This is a genomic window from Stenotrophomonas sp. STEN038, assembly GCF_056759895.1.
In genome coordinates this window covers 36,073-55,192 of sequence record NZ_JBRRDW010000032.1, presented here as the reverse complement: position 1 = coordinate 55,192, position 19,120 = coordinate 36,073, and the positions used below count along the sequence as shown (strand labels likewise).

The 19,120-nt window shown below is 64.4% G+C and carries 14 protein-coding genes; 1 reads left to right on the top strand and 13 read right to left on the bottom strand.

The annotated features are described in order from the left end of the window. Positions 1-117: 117 nt before the first annotated feature. Genes trpA through trpB form a run of 3 tightly spaced genes read right to left on the bottom strand, consistent with a single transcriptional unit; the run spans position 118 to position 2,805 of the window. A complete protein-coding gene (trpA, locus tag ACVOLS_RS13935) occupies positions 118-918 on the bottom strand; it encodes a tryptophan synthase subunit alpha (protein WP_481546084.1) in 801 nt (266 codons plus the stop codon). Position 919: 1 nt separating this feature from the next. Then, positions 920-1,564, bottom strand: coding sequence for a hypothetical protein (locus ACVOLS_RS13930; RefSeq protein ID WP_481546083.1), 645 nt, complete (start codon positions 1,562-1,564; stop codon positions 920-922). A 23-nt stretch (positions 1,565-1,587) separates the two neighbouring features. Beyond that, positions 1,588-2,805: a tryptophan synthase subunit beta gene (gene trpB, locus ACVOLS_RS13925; protein WP_481546082.1), complete on the bottom strand. Its 1,218-nt coding sequence runs from the start codon at positions 2,803-2,805 to the stop codon at positions 1,588-1,590. Between the two features lie 94 nt (positions 2,806-2,899). Between trpB and ACVOLS_RS13920 the strand changes: the two genes are divergently transcribed. Then, positions 2,900-3,790, top strand: coding sequence for a LysR family transcriptional regulator (locus tag ACVOLS_RS13920; protein WP_481546081.1), 891 nt, complete (start codon positions 2,900-2,902; stop codon positions 3,788-3,790). A 172-nt stretch (positions 3,791-3,962) separates the two neighbouring features. Here ACVOLS_RS13920 and ACVOLS_RS13915 read toward each other — a convergent pair whose 3' ends face one another. The 10 genes from ACVOLS_RS13915 to ACVOLS_RS13870 form a co-directional block, all read right to left on the bottom strand. Beyond that, positions 3,963-5,060 (bottom strand): toxic anion resistance protein, encoded by a 1,098-nt coding sequence (locus ACVOLS_RS13915; protein ID WP_481546080.1) that lies wholly within the window; start codon positions 5,058-5,060, stop codon positions 3,963-3,965. A gap of 63 nt (positions 5,061-5,123) precedes the next feature. Continuing rightward, a complete protein-coding gene (locus ACVOLS_RS13910; protein ID WP_481546079.1) occupies positions 5,124-5,846 on the bottom strand; it encodes a hypothetical protein in 723 nt (240 codons plus the stop codon). After that, a complete protein-coding gene (locus tag ACVOLS_RS13905; RefSeq protein ID WP_481546078.1) occupies positions 5,839-11,196 on the bottom strand; it encodes a DNA repair ATPase in 5,358 nt (1,785 codons plus the stop codon). Before ACVOLS_RS13905 ends, ACVOLS_RS13910 begins: the two co-directional genes overlap by 8 nt. Before the next feature lie 140 nt (positions 11,197-11,336). Then, positions 11,337-13,337, bottom strand: coding sequence for a flotillin family protein (locus tag ACVOLS_RS13900; RefSeq protein WP_481546077.1), 2,001 nt, complete (start codon positions 13,335-13,337; stop codon positions 11,337-11,339). Then, complete coding sequence (locus ACVOLS_RS13895) at positions 13,337-14,026, bottom strand: hypothetical protein (protein WP_481546076.1); 690 nt, start codon at positions 14,024-14,026, stop codon at positions 13,337-13,339. The genes ACVOLS_RS13900 and ACVOLS_RS13895 overlap by 1 nt, the downstream gene beginning before the upstream one ends. A gap of 212 nt (positions 14,027-14,238) precedes the next feature. Further along, the gene (locus tag ACVOLS_RS13890) at positions 14,239-14,898 is read right to left on the bottom strand and encodes a phosphoribosylanthranilate isomerase (RefSeq protein WP_481546075.1); all 660 of its coding nucleotides are present in this window, start codon (positions 14,896-14,898) and stop codon (positions 14,239-14,241) included. Next, entirely contained in the window at positions 14,895-15,668 is a 774-nt protein-coding gene (gene truA, locus ACVOLS_RS13885; protein ID WP_481546087.1) for a tRNA pseudouridine(38-40) synthase TruA, read from the bottom strand. The genes ACVOLS_RS13890 and truA overlap by 4 nt, the downstream gene beginning before the upstream one ends. A 45-nt stretch (positions 15,669-15,713) precedes the next feature. Further along, entirely contained in the window at positions 15,714-16,073 is a 360-nt protein-coding gene (locus tag ACVOLS_RS13880; RefSeq protein WP_481546074.1) for a VOC family protein, read from the bottom strand. Positions 16,074-16,085: 12 nt separating this feature from the next. After that, positions 16,086-17,945, bottom strand: a complete 1,860-nt coding sequence (locus ACVOLS_RS13875; protein WP_481546073.1) for a type IV pilus assembly protein FimV — start codon at positions 17,943-17,945, stop codon at positions 16,086-16,088. Positions 17,946-18,061: 116 nt separating this feature from the next. Continuing rightward, a complete protein-coding gene (locus tag ACVOLS_RS13870; RefSeq protein ID WP_481546072.1) occupies positions 18,062-19,087 on the bottom strand; it encodes an aspartate-semialdehyde dehydrogenase in 1,026 nt (341 codons plus the stop codon). Positions 19,088-19,120 lie beyond the last annotated feature (33 nt).

The window sequence follows — 19,120 nt, the reverse complement described above, 5'->3', positions numbered from 1 at the left end:
CGTGGTCGGTTTGTGGGCCGCCGGGCGGGGGGCGGGCCGCCCGCCCCCGGGCGCGGCCCGGGCCCGCGCGGGCCACCGCCCCGTCCCCCCTGGCCCCGCCACTACAGGTCGCGCTGCTCAGCGATCCAGGGCTTCGCGCAGCGGCTTGAGGAACGTTGCGGCGGCAGTCACCGGGTCCGCCGTCTCACTTATTGCCGAGACCAACGCACTACCAACCACCACGCCATCGGCATCCACCGCCATCGCCGCTGCGCTGGCCGCATCCTTGATGCCGAAACCAGCCACCACCGGCGCGCTGGAACGGCTGCGCAACAAGCGCAGGCGCTCGCCTGCGGCGGAACTGTCCAGGCGCTCGGAGGCACCGGTCACGCCGGCAAAACTGACGTAGTACAGATAGCCCTGCGCCGCGTGGCACAGACTGTCCAGACGGGCGTCGCTACTGGTCGGCGAAGCCAACAGAATCAAGGCCAACCCGGCTTCGGCGAATGCCGCACGTGGCTCATCGGCCTCTTCCGGTGGCAGGTCAACCAGCAGAATGCCGTCCACGCCTGCCGCCACAGCCTCTTCGGCATAGGGCGCATAACCACGGATCTCGACCGGGTTGAGATAGCCCATCAACACCACCGGGGTGGTCGCGTCGGTCTGGCGGAACTGCGCCACGGTATCGAGTACGTATTGCCGCCCTGCCCCACGCGCCAGGGCGCGCTCGGAGCTACGCTGGATGGTCGGGCCATCAGCCATCGGGTCCGAGAACGGCACACCCAGCTCGATCACATCAGCGCCAGCCTCAACCAGCGCATGCATCACCGGCACGGTTGCCTCCAGCGATGGATCGCCGGCAGTGATGAAGGGAATCAGCGCCTTGCGGCCGGAGGCGCGCAGGCGCGCGAAGCATTCGTCAATTCGGGTAACAGCCATCTCAGGCACATCCTTCAATCAGTTCGACCGCATCAGGCTGACCCCAGTAAATGGCGGTGATCAGGCCATCAAGTGTTTCCAGACGCAGCGCCAGGTTGGCGGCCTTGTCGGTCCAGGTCAGGTAATCGCCGTTTGGCGAGTTGTACGCATGCGGACTGGTCACTACGCCCGGCAGACGCTTTTTTGCATTGGGGACTGTCATGCCCACCCACAGATAGAACGGTGTCACCACGGCGCCCGGCGCGGGGTCGGTAACCTGCTGGCCCGGCTCGAAGGGGGCATTCACTTCGAAACGCACGATGCGATCGGCGATCACCATCATCGAGATGTTGTCGGGCAGCGAGCCCTTGTCGTAGTACTCGCAGTCCCCCTCCAACGCTTCACGCATGCCTTGCGAGACGAAGGCCTTGTCGCCCGGCGCCTTGCCGAACGGCGCGCCGATGCGCAGCTCACCCAGCTGCGCCAGCCCAGCCGATGCGCTGGCAGCAGGCGTCGCCGCCGGTGCCGGGGACGGCTTTGCCGCGGCGGGGGCAACGGGTGCGGCCGGTGGCGGCGCAGGAGCAACCGGCTCCGGCGGCGCAGGGGCGCTGGGCGCGCATGCTGCCAAGACCGCAACCAGGCCCAGCAGCAATGGCGTGCGCAACATACGCGTACCCGGGGAAGCGGCCGTCACAGCACCAGCCCTTCGCGCGCGGCGATGGTGTGTACGTCCTTGTCACCGCGACCGGACAGATTGCACAGCACCAAGGCGTCCTTCGGCAGCTCGCGCGCCAGCTTGATCGCATGGGCAACCGCATGGCTGGATTCCAGCGCCGGCAGAATGCCTTCGATGCGGGTCAGGCGATGGAAGGCGGCCAGCGCTTCCTCATCGGTGATGCCCACGTACTGCGCGCGGCCGGTATCGGACAGGAAGGAATGCTCGGGGCCGACGCCCGGGTAATCCAGGCCAGCGGAGATCGAATGGGTTTCGGTGATCTGGCCATCGTCATCGCACAGTACATAGGTGCGGTTGCCGTGCAGCACGCCCGGGCGACCGGCCGAGATGGATGCGGCGTGGCGGCCGGTATGGATGCCATCGCCCGCAGCCTCGGCACCGTAGATCTTGACCTCGCGATCATTGAGGAAGGCATGGAACAGGCCGATGGCATTGGAGCCGCCACCAACGCAGGCAGTGATCGCATCGGGCAGGCGACCATAGTCCTCCAGCATCTGCGCGCGCGCTTCACGACCGACAATGGCATTGAAGTCACGCACCATCCGCGGGTACGGGTCCGGGCCGGCGACGGTACCGATGATGTAGAAAGTGTCACGCACATTGGTGACCCAATCGCGCATCGCTTCATTGAGCGCGTCCTTGAGCGTGGCCGAGCCACTGGTGACTGGCACCACGGTGGCACCGAGCAGTTTCATCCGGTAGACGTTGATCTTCTGCCGCTCGATATCGGTGGCACCCATGTAGACCACGCATTCCAGGCCCAGGCGCGCGGCAACCGTGGCCGAGGCCACGCCATGCTGGCCGGCACCGGTCTCGGCAATGATGCGGGTCTTGCCCATGCGCGCGGCCAGCAAGGCCTGGCCAATGGTGTTGTTCACCTTGTGCGCGCCGGTGTGGTTCAGGTCCTCACGTTTGAGCAGGATCTGCGCGCCGCCGACGTCCTTGCTCAGGCGCTCGGCGTGGTAGATGGGGCTGGGGCGACCCACGTAATGCTTCAGGTCCTTGTCGTAGGCGGCAATGAAGGACGGATCAATCCGCGCCTGGTCGTAGGCGGCTGCCAGTTCCTGCAGCGGCCCCACGAGGGTTTCGGCGACAAAGCTGCCACCAAAGCGGCCAAAGTGACCACGCGCATCGGGGAAAGCGTGGAAATCGGAGATCGACGAATCAGTCATGACGTCACGGCTACAAGGAACAGGCAAGCACTCTAACGCAGCGCCGATGACATAAAAATGGATAATTCGGCGACCACATGTTAGAAAAACTCACATGAAGACCAACCAATCCCTGCCCTCGCTCAATGCCTTGCGCGCCTTCGAGGCTGCGGCACGCCTGCGCAGTGTCAGCCAAGCCGCCGCCGAGCTGCATGTCACCCACGGCGCGGTGAGCCGCCAGTTGCGTGCATTGGAGGAAGAACTGGGATTGGTCCTGTTTGAACGCGACGGCCGCGGCATCCGCCCCAGCGCCGCCGGTCATCGCTTGCTGGAAGCGACCTCCGGCGCGTTCTCGCAGCTGCGTGACTGCATTTCCTCGCTGCGACGACCGCAGCGCACTGATGCCTTCGTGCTGGGCTGCCCTGGCAGCCTGTTGGCACGCTGGATGATCCCGCGCCTGCAGGACCTGCAACGTGACCTGCCCGGCCTGACCCTGCACCTGGCAGCACAGGATGGCGATTTCGCCCCGCGCCTGGATGGGCTGGATGCCGCGCTGATGCTGGGCCAGGCGCCTTGGCCTACTGGTTGGCAGGTACACACGCTGGCAGCCGAACGGATCGGCCCGGTGTTCAGCCCTTCGATGCATGGTGCGCATGTATTAGCCCGGCAGCCTGTCGAAGCGGTGCGTGACCACTCGCTGCTGCATACGCGCTCGCGACCCCAGGCCTGGCCGGCCTGGGCTGCACGCAATGGCATTGATGCAGATGCGCTGACTTATGGGACCGGCCTGGAGCACCTGTATTACATGCTTGAGGCGGCGGTCGCCGGATTGGGCATAGCGATTGCGCCGGAGCCCCTGGTGGCTGACGACCTGGTCAACGGGCGCCTGATTGCGCCGTGGGGATTTGTTGAAACGGATGGCTGCTGGGCCTTGTGCACTGCCGGCGATCAGCAGGACCCGCGTGTGGCTGCATTGGCGGAATGGCTGCGCAAGCAGCTGTTGTAGGAGCGGCGTAAGCCGCGAAGCTGGCGGTGCTTGAAAGGCCTGAGGGCTTACCCCTCCCCAACCCTCCCCTTTGCTGCGCAAAAGGGAGGGAGCAACGGCGCTGGCATCCGATGCACCTGTGGCTTCGCGGCTTACGCCGCTCCCACAACTGCCAACTGTGCCGCTCCTACAATCAACTTCCTTGCGTCGGCTGCGCCAGCCGCTGCTGCACATCTTCGCGCAGGCGCGCCAACTCCACTTCCGCCTGCTGCCGCTGCTGCATGCCCTCGCGGTGGATATTGCGCACCTCTTCCACCGTGGCGATCAACTGCTCGTGCACATGGCGCAGGGTCGCCACATCGATCACTGCACGCTGGTTGGCCTTGGCCGTTTCCACCGAGGTCTGGCGCATCAGATCGGCGTTGCGGCGCATCAGCTCATTGGTGGCATCGTCGATGGCATTGGACAGATCCACCGCATTCTTCTGCTCGCCCAGCGACAGCTGGATGGCGAACTGGCGCTTCCACGACGGAATGGTGATGTCGCGGACAGCGTTGAACTTCTCGATCAGCTGGATCGCATTGGCCTGGATCAGACGGATCATCGGCAGCGACTGATCGGCCGCATGCTGCATGACGGTCAGGTCGCCCACGCGCTTGTCGAGCAGGCGGATCGCGTTGTCGATCTCACCTCGACGAATACGCGACTGCGGATCCTCAATCCCAACCAGCGCGTGCAATTCGTTGTTGAGCTCAGCCAACCGCTGCTTGCCGGCGGCGATGTGCAGGCCGAGACTCTGGCGCTCGTCGCGGACAATGGCATGCATGCGGTCGAACTCACCGACACGCTGCCCCATCTGCGCCTGCTGCGCGCCAACATCACGCAGCAGGCTCTCGATCTGCTGGTTGGTGTCGCTGAACTTCTGCACCAGCTCGCCTTTGGAAGCGCGCATGCGGTCGATCAGGCCACCGATCACCGGCACTTTGGAACGCTCGTTCAAGCCATCCAACTTCAGCGAGCGGGCGATACGCACGACCTCACCGAGCTTCTCGCCCGAGGCATCCAGGTCGCGGTTGCGCACGTGGTCCAACAGCTGACTGGAGAAGGCCGCACTTTTGCCCGCCGCATCACGACCGAATACATGCAGATTGCCCGGGCTGATGTCGTCCAGCGTGCGCACGATCTGCGCGATCTGCGGGCGGTCGGCTTCGCTCAGCCCCAAGGCGACCAGCGTGGTGCCATCAACATCGGCGGAAGGGCCGGCCGGCAGTGGCAGCGTGTCCTGGGTCATCAGCAGTTCTCCTTGAGCAAGTGGGACGAAGCGGCGCGCGAGCAATCATGTGCAGGATGGTTCTCAGCGCAGTCTAGCCTGCATGGCTGTCACCTCGTCGAGAATCCGGGCCTGCACCTCATTGGCCTGCGCCAGCTGGGCCTGCTTGTTAGCGGCACGACCGGCCAGGCCTTGCTGCCGCCATAGCGGCAGCAGCACATCACGGATACGCAGGTAGCGCTCGATCAGCTCCACGCCCTGCGCATGCAGCAGGCGCAACTGCCCGGCCTCGCTGTCGCGCAGGCGGGCCAGCCCGCGCAGATGCTGCAGCCGTCGCTGCAGCGCAGCCTGCGCCAGTGGCTCGTCCGGCGGACGAACTGCCTCGCCGGCAGCCGCCCAGTCATCGATGGCAACCACCGCCATCTGCACCCGGGTCGCCAGCTGCAGATGCTGGCCCAGCTCCTGCTGCAAGGCCTGTACACAGGCATCGGCACGCAGCAGGCAGACGTCGAGCTGGGACGCCAGCTGCTCGGCCCGTGCCTGCGCCTCGACATCACGCCCCAGCAACCGACCGAGCAAACCCACCGAACGGCGGATATGGCGACCATCGGCCGCCGACATTGCTTCACGGATGTTGTTCATCTCCGCGACCAGCCGTGCGGCGGCGGTGCCGGCCGCTGCGGGGCCAAGCAACTGCTCGACTGCAGTCAGCAGTTCCGCTCCGTAGCTGGCCACGGCCAGCCCGTCATCGGCCAGCAATGCTGGCTGCGGCGGAAGCGGCAACAGCGACGGCGCTGGATCAGGCATCGTCCGCTGCTTCATTGCCGCGACTGCCCTGCTGCCCCGGCACCACCACGTTGCCACCGTAGAAATGCCGCATCAGTGCTTCATCCAGCGCCTTTTCCTCCGGTGTGCGTGCACGCCGCACGCGTGGCGTCGGCTTGCTGCTGCCGGCTTCCTTCGACAACCACTCCTGCAACTGTGCAGCCAGCCCGGCCAGGGCTTCGCCGACTTCGCCCTGCCGCTGCTGTGCGGCGGCCAGCACCTGCAACAGCGGGGTCAGATCCTGCACTGGTGCAACCGGCGCCGCTGTTGCGGGCTGCGGTGCGACCACCGCTGCGGGGCGCTCTGCAACCGACTGCAACAAGGCCACGATCTGCTCCCACGGGGCCTCGACCTGCGGCGCGACCGGTGCAACCGGTGTGGGCTCTTCGGCACGCAAACCCTGCAAGCCACTGGCGATATCGGCAAGCTGCGCCACCATGCGCGCGCCGGTATCGGCATCGTCGCCACCCATCGCCTTGTCACGCATGAAGTCACGCTTGATCTGCTCCCAGCGCGCCAGCTGCGTCGCATCCAACACCTCGCGCAGCTCACCCAGCTTGAGCAGGTTTTCCTCGGAACCGCTGGTCAGCAGCTGCGATTCACCCAGGTAATGATCGGTGACCAGCTGCTGCAGCTCGGCGGCATTCATCACCGGCGAGATCTTCTCCGACAGCTTGTTCATGTTGCGGTAGCTGCCCTGCAGCCGGAACGGCGGCTCGACACGGTATTTGTCGGCCTGCGCGGCACTGGCGATGTACTGCTGGTTGACCCGGTAGACCACCTCGCGCACCTGCATCAGCCGCTGCAGGGTGGCGACGATCTCATTGATCTCCGCGCCGCTATACGCATGGCTGAGCGTATTGGTGGACACCTCCTTGCCGCCGGCCTTGTCGACCAGCAGGTAGAGGTCGGCCAGGTCGCGGGTCGCCATCGGCGCCAGCACCTGGCTGGAAGTCAGGCTGTTCTCGATGTAGCTGAGCTTGAAGGCGTCTTCCATGCCACCGAGCACATCACCGAGGTTGTAGATGTCGGCACGGTTGGCCAGCATGTCCGGCACCTTGAATACTTCGCCGGACTCGGTGTACGGGTTGCCAGCCATCACCACGCAGAACTTCTTGCCGCGCAAATCATAGGTCTTGGTGCGGCCCTTCCAGACACCTTCGATACGCCGGGTGCCATCGCACAGTGAGATGAATTTCTGCAGGAATTCCGGATGGGTGTGCTGGATGTCGTCGACATACAGCATGGTGTTGTTGCCCATTTCCAGAGCCAGATTGAGCTTGTGCAGCTCCTGTCGCGAGGTGGCATCCGGTGCCTGCTCCGGGTCCAGCGAGCGCACCTCATGACCCAATGCCGGGCCGTTGATCTTCATGAAGACCAGACCAAGCCGGTTGGCCACGTACTCCATCAGCGTGGTTTTGCCGTAGCCGGGCGGACTGATCATCATCAGCAGGCCCATCAGGTCGCTGCGTTTGTTCTCGCCCACCGTGCCCATCTGCTTGGCGAGGTTGTCGCCGATGATGGGCAGGTAGACATCGTTGATCAGCTTGTTGCGGACGAATGAGCTCAGCGGCCGCGCCTGGAACTCGCTCAAGCGCAGGGAGTCGCGCTCGCGCGCACTGATGCGGTGACGCAAGGCTTGGTAGCGCTCGAAGCCGGGTTGGAACTGGCGGCGATGCGACTGCCAGCGCTGCAGGAAATCATCCACCGCCAACTGCAGATGGCCCTGCGCAATGCGCGCATGCTCACCGAGCAGGCCGCCGACATCAGCGATCAAGGTCACCTCGCGCACCTGGCTGCGCAGGGCACGCTCACCCAGCAGCATCGCTGCCGCTTCCGGCACGTAACCCGCCATGGCGGCAAACTTCGGCTGTCCGCACATGGCCTGCAACCATTGCACCGCCTGTGCCCATTGCAGGGCAAGACGCGTATTCAAGCGCTGCAGGCTGCGATCGAATGCATCAGCCTGGCCAGCGGCCTGCAGCTGCTCGCGCAGGCCGGTAAGCAGCTGGCGTGCGTAACCACTGAAGGCGAAGTTCGGCTCGCCGTTCGCCAGTTCTGCCAACAGATACTCGGCGGCCAACACCGGGACACCGCTATCGAACGGCAAGCCGTGCTCTTCCTGGAAGGCCGCCAATGCCAACGCGATCTCCGCGCGCAAGGCTTCGAGCCCGTCTCGCACATTGAACAGCTTGGCGATGGCGAACGCACCGGCTGCACGTTCCAGCCACTGACTCACTTCTTCACGCTTGCCCTCGCGCGCCCAGAACAGCAAGGCAAGTGCACGCGGACCGGCTGCATGCACCAGCGAACCTGCAGCCTGGTACAGCGGCAGCACCGCCTGCAATATCATCGTGGCATCGTGATCGTGGATGCCCTTCTCGTAACCTTCGCGGTAACGCGGCGCAGCGAAGTCGCGCACCCGTTTGGCCAACGCGTCGGCCTGTGCGGCTTCGCGCAACAACAAGTCGATGCTCAAGCCGTCGCGTCCATTGATGGCCGCATCCAGCAGCAAACCTGCCAGATACTCGCCACGGCACAGCGTCGCCGATTCCGAATCCAGCGTCACCGGCCAGTAGTCGCGCAGTTCTTCCAACTCCGCATCAACAATCGCTTCGTAGTAATCGGTGCCGGTCAGATGCACGGCCAGTCCATCGCCGCGCGGCAGGATGGTCAAGTCCAGCGGCTGGGTGTTGACGCTGAACCGGTGCCGACCCAGGCGGATGATGTTGCCACCGCCTTCGAATAGATCACTGCGGTCACGCAGCGCCCGCACCGCCTGATCGCGCACGCCCTTGAGCCGCGCCTCGACGTCGTCAGCCTTGACGCTGTCCTTGTAGTCGCGCAGACGCTCGGCCAGCTCGCGCAGTTTCAGGATCAGCGGGTCACCGGCGAAGAAAGCATTCAGCTCATCAACGGTGGTGAAGCGCTCGGTGCGCTTGGCCAGGCCATCAAGGATGCGGTTGGCTGCATCCAGTACCGACTGCGCCTTGCGCTGGCGTGCATCCAGCAGCGTCTGCTTGTGCGACTCGAAGGTATCGAGCAGCTCCTCGCGTTTGTTGAGGATGTCGCCAAGGAATTGTTCGTGCTCGCCGAACTGACTCTCCAGTTCCTCCAGCTGCACCATCAGGCGCGACAGCTGCTCGTCGGCACGCTCCGGATCGGTCGCCAGCCCCAAGGCGCTGGTGATGGCCTGGCTGAACAAGGAGAACTGTGCGCCGAACTGAGCCACGGCTTCGGCCGAGCCCAGCGAGCGGCGGCGCTGGTCGGCACGCGCGCGGGCCTGGTTGAGCTTGGCGTAGATGGCGGAGATGGCTTCGACCACGCGCGTACGCTGCGCGGCATCGTCCACCTTCAGGCTGGCCATCAGCTCGGACAGCATGTCCAGGTCACCCGACATCACCTGCATCTGCGCGATCTGCTCGGACAGCTGCTTGGCGGTCTGCGCCACCTGCGCGGCGGCGTCCAGCTCCTGCAGTCGGTCGGCGAACGGCTGCAGCGCCTTGTCACTGCCAAGGAACTCACCGGCTGCCGTGCCAACCCGATCATGCGCGTCCTGCAGCGAAACGTTCATCGCATCGATGGATGCAACGTCGACGTAGCGGAAGTCGCGCACGGTCAGCAGGCGCCCACGCAGCTTGCCGATGTCGCCCAGCGATTCGACGAACTCGCCGATCTTCAGCCAATTCTGCGGCTGCAGGCGCCCCAGCAGTGTCTTGTGTGCAGCGGTGACCTCGGCCATTGCCTGCGCTGATTGCTTGCGTATGCTCTCGACCTTTTCGTACTCGTCGAGCATCGATTCGCCGGTCGCGCTGATCTCACGCAGCAGCGTTGCCGCACCGTCGCAATTGGCGTCATCCAGCCAATGGTGGGTATCGAACAGGCGACGCGCATTGTGGGTCAGCAGCTCGTAGCGCGGCAGCGACACTTCACGGCTGTCGATCTCACGACCAAGATCAAGCAGATTGGAGATGCCGCGCACCAGTTCGGCATTGCCGATGCGGGCCATGAAACTGGTGCCTGTAGGCGTGTGGGCAGCAAACTCATCACTGCTGAAGGGGGTCTGCCACACCTGCATCGGGTGGACGCGTGTGGGCTCTTCGTTCTCGGCGTTGAACAGCACCATGCGGCCATCGCGCATGAAGGCATAGCCCATGCCGAACACTGGGTTCTGCAGCACGCGCTGGATACTGTTGTAGACGAACAGCGCCGATTTGCCGGCTTCACGCTCGTAGAAGATGTACAGCATGTCCTCGCCATTGGGCGAGCGGATCGAGCGCTTGTAGCGCATGCCCTGCATCGAGGCGTCGAAGGCTTTGTGTTCGCCGCTTTGCAGGTAATAGCCGCCGGGAAAGATGACGCCATGGTCATCAGGCAGCTGCACGCAGGCCTGCACGATGGCGTCGTTGCGCACCACCTTGCCGGTCAGCGTGTTGTAGATCAGGCCGCGCCAGGTATCTTCGCGGTAAGGCTGGATCTTCAGCAGGATCAGCGAGCCGACCTTGGCGAAATCAATGGTGGCGTCGTCTACCGACTGGGTGCTGTCCTCGACCGGCTCGCTGTAGACGCCTTGGCCGGTCTCGGTGTTGTTCTCGACCTTGATGGTCAGATCACCGCCGGTGGTCTCGACGAAGATGGTGTCGAGGATGTTCAGGTGCGGGAAGCGGCCACTGATCAACATATCGCGACCGGCACGCACCCACTCGAAGTCGAATGGCGGCGGCAGCGCGATATCGCGCTCGCCACGTGCATCGATATAGGTCAGTTCGCCGCTGGGCGCCATCGCCCAACGGAATACACGCACGTCGGTGCTGCGCTCACCGATCTGGAACGCGGCCAGCAACTTGCCGTCGCGCACGATCAGCTGCAGCAGACGCGCATTCTTGTAGTACGCGTAGAGCTCGCCGAAGTCATGGACGAAGCCGGCCTGCGACAGGAAGCTGCTTTTCAGGTCAACCGGGGTAACGTCGTAGCCCTCGGTACCTTCGACCAGGCGATAGAGCCCAAACACGTCTTCGATGCGGGTCTGGGTCTTCAAGCCGATGAAGACGTTGTAGCCGAACAACAGCAGGTCATCGCCGACCTGCACCACATCGCGGCCAACGCAGTTGTTCTCGCTGCGGATACGGAAACGCCCGATCACTTCCATCCGGCTATCGCCGAACTCCTGCAAGCGACGCTGGTTCAGCGCTTCCACCACCTGCCGCAGGCGTGCACCCTGATCGCTCAGACGTTTGCGCAGCACTTCATAGGCACCGCCCTGCGCCACCGCCTGGTCAGCGATGGAACCGCCTTCGGGCGTGGTGGCGGCGTCCAGATTTATATCGGCCATCGGTTGTTCCCTGCTCTGACATCGGCAGATTCCGCCCTCGGGACGGAATCCCTGACGCCCTCATCCTCGTGTGCTACTGGCTCCAGCCATGCAGCGCATCAACGCCCCACGCGGTACAACCGCGCGGGGCATGCCTTCACTCAGCCTGCGTCCGAATCCGCTGCGGACGTGTCGGCGATACGGCGCGCCGGCAAGCCACGCGCGGACATGTCGACGCCGAGGTAGCGCTGCATCAGGTCCTGCACGATCGGGCTCTTGTCGGTCAGGCCTTCGATCGACTTGCCCAGCGACACCGCCTTGACCAGGTTCTCGAACATGCCGCCGTCGCCGCCGACCATGTCGATCTTGGCGTTGCGCAGCGCACTGGCGATGACCTCGGCATTCTCCTTGGTCACTTCCTTGCCGGCGTCGATCGCCGCCAGGGCCTGACGCAGACCGGTTTCCAGGGTCATGCGGAACTCTTCGTGGCCGCGTGCGGTATCTCCCAGCGAATCGATGGCCTGGAACTTGCGGGTCAAACCATCCGCCTCGGCGAGCAGCTTCTTCTCGATGACCGTTGCTTCCGCCAAGCCCAACGTTTCGGTTGCGGTTGCCTTGGCGCGGCCCATCTGCTCCTCGCCCTGTGCACGTGCGGCCAGCTGTTCGGCCAGCACCTTGGCTTCGGCCGTGCCTTGCTTGAGGTTGGCATCGGCCATTGCATCGACCACGCGGGCCTCGGCGATACCGACCTTCTCGATGGCCAGCGCACCGGCTTCCTTGACCTGGGCATCGGCCAGACCCGGCGCAGCGCGCTCGGCGCGCACACCATCGGCCAAGGCCTTCTTGGCTTCGGCCTGCTTGCCTGCGGCGTCGAACTCGGCTTGCGCCAGCGTGGTGATTTCCACCGCGCGGTGCTTGGCCGCCGCTTCGCTGGCCTCGGCTTCCTTGACCTGCTTGAGCATCGCTTCCTGCGCCTGCGCCTCGGCTTCGAGGATCGCGACCTGCTTCAGGCGGTCGGCCTCGGACACCTGGCGCACTTCCTTGATGCGCTCTTCTTCCTGCGCCACGGTCTTGTCAATGGAGATGCGCTCACGGGTGATGTTGGCAACATCCATCTTGCCCTGCTCGACTACCTTGTCGCGCTCCACGCCCTGCAGCTGCACTTCACGATCGGTGGTGACCTGCTCGAGCTGGCGGGCACGGGCGACGCGCTCGACTTCGATGGCAACGGCGCGTTGACGGTTCTGCTCGGCCACTTCCACTTCGCGCAGGCGGTTCTGGTCGCGGATGTCGATCAGCTGCTGCGCTTCAATGCGGGCATTCTCGGACAGCTGGCGCTGTTCTTCCTGCACCTTCAGGGTCTCGGCTTCCTCGCGGGCGCGGATGGTTTCCACCTCGCGGCGCTGGCGCGCCTCGGCCTCTGCCTGCTGCCGCTCAAGCGCCAGCGTGGCTTCCTTGGCTTCGACATTCTTCTTGGTGATGGCCAGGCGCTCGTTCTGCGCCAACTCGTTGGTGATCACGTTCTGCGCGGCGGTCAGCTCGGTGATCTTGCGGATGCCTTCGGCGTCGAGGATGTTGCTCGGATCAAGCAGCGACTTCGGGGTCTGCTCCAGGTAATCGATGGCCACGTCTTCCAGCGCGTAGCCATTCAAGTCATTGCCGATCACCGCGATGATTTCGTCGCGGAATTCCTGGCGCTTCTCGAACAGCTGGGTGAAGTCGAACTTCTTGCCCACGGTCTTCAAGGCTTCGGAGAACTTGGCGTTGAACAGATCATCCACCGCGTTCTTGTCCGAGGCGCGATCAGCGCCAATCGCCTTGGCCACGCGCAGCACGTCAGCCTGGGTTTCGTTGACGCGCAGGTAAAACGCCACGGTGATGTCGGCGCGCATGTTGTCGCGGCAGATCAGGCCTTCCTTGCCACGGCGATCAACCTGCAGGGTGATCAGGCTGATCTTCATGTGCTCAGCGCGGTACAGCACCGGAATGATCAAGGCGCCGGTGAAATGCACCTTCGGCTGCGAGCTCATGTCGTTGACGATCAGCGCGGTGCCTTGGTCAACCTTCTTGTAGAAGGCTTTGAACAAACCCGCCAAACCAAGGAAAAACACCAGCAGGGCAGCAACCCCCACAATGAAAGTGGCCAGCGAAGCAGTACTCATCAGCGGATCTCCTTGTCGCCTGATACATCAGAAGGGAAAACGTCCAAGCCTGGCAGGTCGGTATCGGCGACCACCAGGTAGTGATTCTTGTCGGGCAGGTATTCCACCAGCCTTACACGTTGGCCACGCGGCAAACGGCTGCCTTCGCGGGTACGCACATGCAGGATCAGGCCGGCGCCGCCGTCATCCATGCTGGCATAGCCCTGCGTGGTGGTGACTTCCGGTGAGGTGACCTGGGCAAACCGGCCGAGGATGGACTCCTGGGCAACCGGCCGAAGCTTGAGCAGCAGTCGGCGTATTGGCCGCAGCACCCAGGCCGACACCACCGCACCGGGAATCAAGGCGGCAATGGCCACCACCGTGCCGACACCCCAGCGCAGGGGCGCCGGCATTGACTGCAGAAAGAAAAGTTGAACCAGATAGGTGATGGTCCAGCCGAAAAAGGCCAGCAGCAACACCACCAGCATGGTCGGCGCACCACCGAGGCCGAGCCGCGCGAACATCGCGGCAATGCCGGTCGCGCCATGCTCGCCGCCGTGGGAATGAAAGTCGGCGCCGTCCCCGCTACCAATGCCACCCTCATCGACGATACCGGTCGCAGCCAGCAACCAGTAGATGACAGCAAACGCGAACACGACGCTGTAAGGCAACGTCGGGTAGGACAGCGCTACTTCCAGAAACTCCGCCATGCACACTTTCCTTGTGGCGCCCAGCTGCTCAGCGGGAACTGCCTCAGCCTGCAAGCTGTGACAGTAACATCCGTTTCCCACAGGCATCCGTGCTTGTCGCCGTGGACACCATCATAAGGGAATCAGCCCGGACATGCCCTGCGACCGGATCCCAAAAGTGCGGCAGCCCGGGCATCACCAGTGCAATACATCGCCACGCTCAGCGCGCGTATTCAGTCCTGCTCGACATGCAGGTCGGCCCTGCGTACTTCTTCGACGAACTGACGCATCTTGTAGCCGTCCTTGATCCCGGGCGATACCTCGATGCCGCTGGACACATCCACGCCCCAAGGCTGGGTCGCGAGAATTGCGTCGTGCACGTTCTCCGGGCGAATGCCCCCAGCCAGCAGGTAAGGCCGGTGCACGCCGGGCGGAATCTGCGACCAGTCAAAGGCGACGCCGGTGCCGCCACTGCCACCAGCCACGTGGCTGTCGAACAGGAACCCCGCGGCATGCGGATACATCTGCTGCAGGCCGCGCGCGGTGACGTCGCTGCGTCCGCCCATCGCAATCGCCTTCAGGTACGGCATGTTGAAGCTGCGGCAGAACGCATCGTCCTCGTCGCCATGGAACTGCAACAGGGTCGGTCGCACTGCGCGCAGCACCTCGCGCACTTCCTCGCGGTTGTTCTGCTGGAACAAAGCCACCACTTCGACCATCGGTGTGATCGCCTGGCGCATGGCACGCGCTTCGGACGGCGCCACCCGGCGGGCACTGCCCTTGGCGAAGATGAACCCGATAGCATCCACACCCAACTCGGTGGCCAGTCGGATGTCGCCTGCGCGGGTCATGCCGCAGAATTTGATGCGGGTACGAAACAGCGTACGGCTCACAGTGTCACCTCGTCCGGCAGCTTCCAGAGCTCAGGATACAGCGGACCGACGAATACCAGGCCCTGCGGCGGTGCGGTTGGCCCTGCCAGATTGCGATCACGGCCTGCCAGCAACTCCCCGATCCAGCTTTCAGGCTTTTCTCCAGCGCCCACCATCATCAGCGAGCCGACAATATTGCGGACCATGTGATGCAGGAAGGCATTGGCCTGGACTTCGACTTCCACCACTTCGCCCTGACGACGAACCGCGATCGATTGCATCTCACGGCGTGCATGCAAGGCCTGGCACTGCGCGCTACGGAACGCACCGAAGTCGTTCTCACCCAGCAACGCCTGCGCCGCCCGATGCATCGCATCGGCATCCAGCGGGCGTCTATCCCAGCTCAGGATCTGCCGGTACAGTGCCGGCCGTACCTGGCGATTGAGGATACGGTAACGGTAGCGTCGTGCCTTGGCCGAAAACCGCGCATGGAATTCATCCACCACCGGCACGCACCAGCGCACGCAGATCGATGGCGGCAGCCGCGTGGTGGTGCCCAGCACCCAGCCGCGAGGTGTGCGCTCGACGTCACTGTCAAAGTGCACGACCTGGCATTCACCGTGGACGCCGGCATCGGTGCGGCCCGCGCAAACAACACTGATCGGCGCATTGGCGACCGAGGACAATGCGTCCTGCAAGGTCGCCTGCACACTGGCACAGCCGGTCTCCCCGAGCTGCTGCCAGCCCTTGAATTCGCTGCCGTCGTATTCCACGCCCAGCGCATAGCGCATCATTGAACCTCTGATCTTGTTGGAACCGATGGAACTACTTCCAACTCAGTCGTTGTCGCTTTCTGACCACACAGCCAGTTCGTTGCCACCAGGTTCCAGGAACTGGAACCGCCGACCACCGGGAAAAGTGAAGATCGGCTTGACCACTTCACCGCCCTGCGCTGCGATTACCTCGAGCAGCGGGCCCAGCTGCGCCGCGTACAGCACCAGCAGCGGCGCGCCCGCGCTCGTGGTCGCCGGCTCGCCACGAAAGAAGCCACCCTGCAGCTCACCGTCATCAAAAGCCGTGTAATCCGGGCCGTAGTCTTCAAACGTCCAGCCGAATACCTGCTCGAAAAAAACACGACTCGCCGCAGGGTCGCGCGAGGCGAATTCCACGTAGTCAATCCGCCGCTCGCGCTTCATTGCAACTCTCCGTCAGGCCATGCGGCCAAGTAATTCCAGCGCTTCACTGCGTGCCTGCGGGTCAGCGCTGGCAGCGACCTCGTTGAGCAGGGTACGCGCAGTCTCGGCATCACCGAGGTCCAGATAGGCAATGGCCAACTCCAGCCGTTCACGGCCAGCAGGCGCCGGTGCCAGCGGCGCAACCGCAGCCACGTCACCGGCCAGCCAACCCGCCTCATCGGCCGCAGCCGGCTCGGGCTGCGCAGGCACAGGTTCGACCACAGCATCGAACTGCCGCGAGGCCTCAAACAGCAGCACCGGCTTGTGTGCAACCGCCGGCGCAGCCACCGGAAGCACCGGCTCCACGCGGGCCGGCGGGCTGGACTTCAGCCATGCCGGCATCGGTTCTTCATAGGCTTCGGGCTGCACTTCCGCAGCGGCGGGCAGCGGCTGGGCGGCCAGCTCGTCCTGCGGGCCGAGCTCGTCCACTTCCGCTGCATGCAACGATTGCTGTACAGCTGGGGCGCCCATCACCGGCATCGCTGCGGCCAGGTCTCCCGCCTCGAAATCAGCGCGCGGGGCGGCCGGCAGCGGCTTGCGCCGACGGCTCAGCACCCAACCGAACGCACCCAGCACCAGCAGCGCCAGCCCCAACCAGATCCAACCAAACGAACCGGCGCCATCGCGTTTGGCCGCCTCGCCCAACTGCTGCTGGGCTGCGGCCAGATCCGAGTCCTTCATCGCGATCAGCGATTGCTGCTGCTTCTGCAGTTTTTCGAGTTCGCCGACACGATCCCGCAGTTCCTGCAATTCCGCGTCACGCGCCGCCAGATCTTCTTTGGCTTGCTGCAGCTGTTCGTTGGCCAACATGTCACCCTCGCCACCGGCATCGAGTCCGGTCGTCATTCCCGCAGTCTGTTGTGCGCCGGCCACAGCCGGGGCGATTTCCAGGCGTGCACCGCTGGGGCCCGCACTTGCTGCTGCCGGTGCAGCGGCCTTGGCCGGCACCACCGCTGCATCGGCCACTGCCGGCTGCGGGATAGGCGCGCGCGCCTGTCGCCACTGTGCGGCCTGGTCACGGACGATGGCGCGTGCTTCGGATGCATCCACCCGCGCCAGCTCTTCCTGCGCAGGGGTACGCAGCACCGCGCCCTGCTTGAGCAGGTTGATGTTGCCGCGGATGAAGGCTTCCGGATTGGCCCGCATCAGCGCGACCATGGTCTGATTCAAGGAAGCACCGCTATCACGCGACAGCTCGCGGGCGATCTGCGACAGGCTCTGACCGCGCTGCACCGGAGCCAGCTGGCCTTCGCTGCTGGCCAACGGCATCGCTGCAGGGCGCGCTGCGGGTGCCGCGGCAACCGGTTGAGCCGACGCAGGCGCTGCTACCGGCGCGGCAGGTGCCGGCAACCCAGGCAGCGGCTCGGGCTCACGCACGATCAGATTGGATTGCGCCGCAGCCGGCGCTTCGATCACCGGTTCGGCCACTGCGGTTGCGGCTTCGGGTGCGGCCACCAGCGCCGAGTATTCACGCACCAGCCGGCCCTGGCCCCAATCGACCTCGATCAGGAAACCTACCGACGCCACCTGCACCGGCGCGGCACTGGTCACACGGATCACCGCGCGGCCATCACGGTCCTGCGCAAACTGGAATTGCAGTTCTCCTACCAGCCCGGTCGGCGCAGCCAGCCCTACACGCTCGAAGGTGGCCGCTGATGCCAGCCCCGCCTTGGCGTTGTCGAGCTCGCTCGCATCACTGGTAATGACCGGAATCTCGGCCAGCAAAGGCTGTCCCGGCTTGGACAGGACGCGGATATTGCCCAGCCCCAACGCCATTGCTGTGCTACTGAACAGCGCCAGGCCGAGAACCAGCACACCTTGTAATGAGCGCATCGCGCCCCCGCCCCTTGGTTTCATGGCGGCCAATATAACGGCTGACCCGCCTTTCGAACACCGCTGTACCGCCCATATGCAACGACGCCGGCATCACGCCGGCGTCGTTGGGGGGATCAGCCGCCGTTGGCGACCAGCTCGGCGAGCTGCACTGCGTTCAGTGCGGCGCCCTTGCGGATGTTGTCCGCCACCACCCACATGTTCAAACCACGCGGGTGCGAGATGTCCTCGCGGATGCGGCCGACATAGACCGGATCGGTGCCCGAGGCATGCGTAACCGGGGTCGGATAGCCGCCAGCCTTGCGCTCGTCCACCACCTTCACGCCCGGCGCGGCGGCCAGCAGTTCGCGGGCCTGCTCGGTGCTGATCTTCTTCTTCGTCTCGATGTTGACCGCCTCGGAGTGGCCGTAGAACACCGGCACACGCACTGCGGTGGGGTTCACCAGGATGCTGTCGTCGCCGAGGATCTTGCGGGTCTCCCAGACCAGCTTCATTTCTTCCTTGGTGAAGCCGTTGTCGAGGAACTCGTCGATGTGCGGGATCAGGTTGAAGGCGATCTGCATCGGGAACTTCTTCGGCTCGATCTCCTGGAAGCCGAGCAGCTGCGCGGTCTGCTTGCCCAGCTCTTCCATGCCGGTCTGGCCCGCGCCCGACACCGACTGGTAGGTGGCGATATTGATGCGCTCGATGCCGTACTCGCGGTGGATCGGCGCCAGCACCGGCATCAGCTGCATGGTCGAGCAGTTCGGGTTGGCGATGATGCCGCGCGGACGGTTCTTCGCCGCTTCCGGGTTGACCTCGGACACCACCAACGGCACATCATCGTCGTAACGGAAGGTCGACGAGTTATCGATCACTACCGCGCCTGCAGCGGCGAACTTGGGCGCGAATTCCTTGGAAATGCCACCACCGGCCGAGAACAGGGCGATCTCGACGCCGGCCGGGTCGAAGGTGGCCAGGTCCTGGATGGTGATCTTGTCGCCTTCAAAATCGACCTGCTGGCCGGCCGAGCGCTCGGAGGCGAGCAGGGTCAGCTTGCTGATCGGGAAATTGCGCTCGGCGAGGATGGACAGCATGGTCTGGCCGACAGCGCCGGTGGCGCCAACAACGGCTACGTGGAAACGACGGGCTTCATTGCTCATGGGGATACTCGAGATATTGGAGGGGGTAGACAC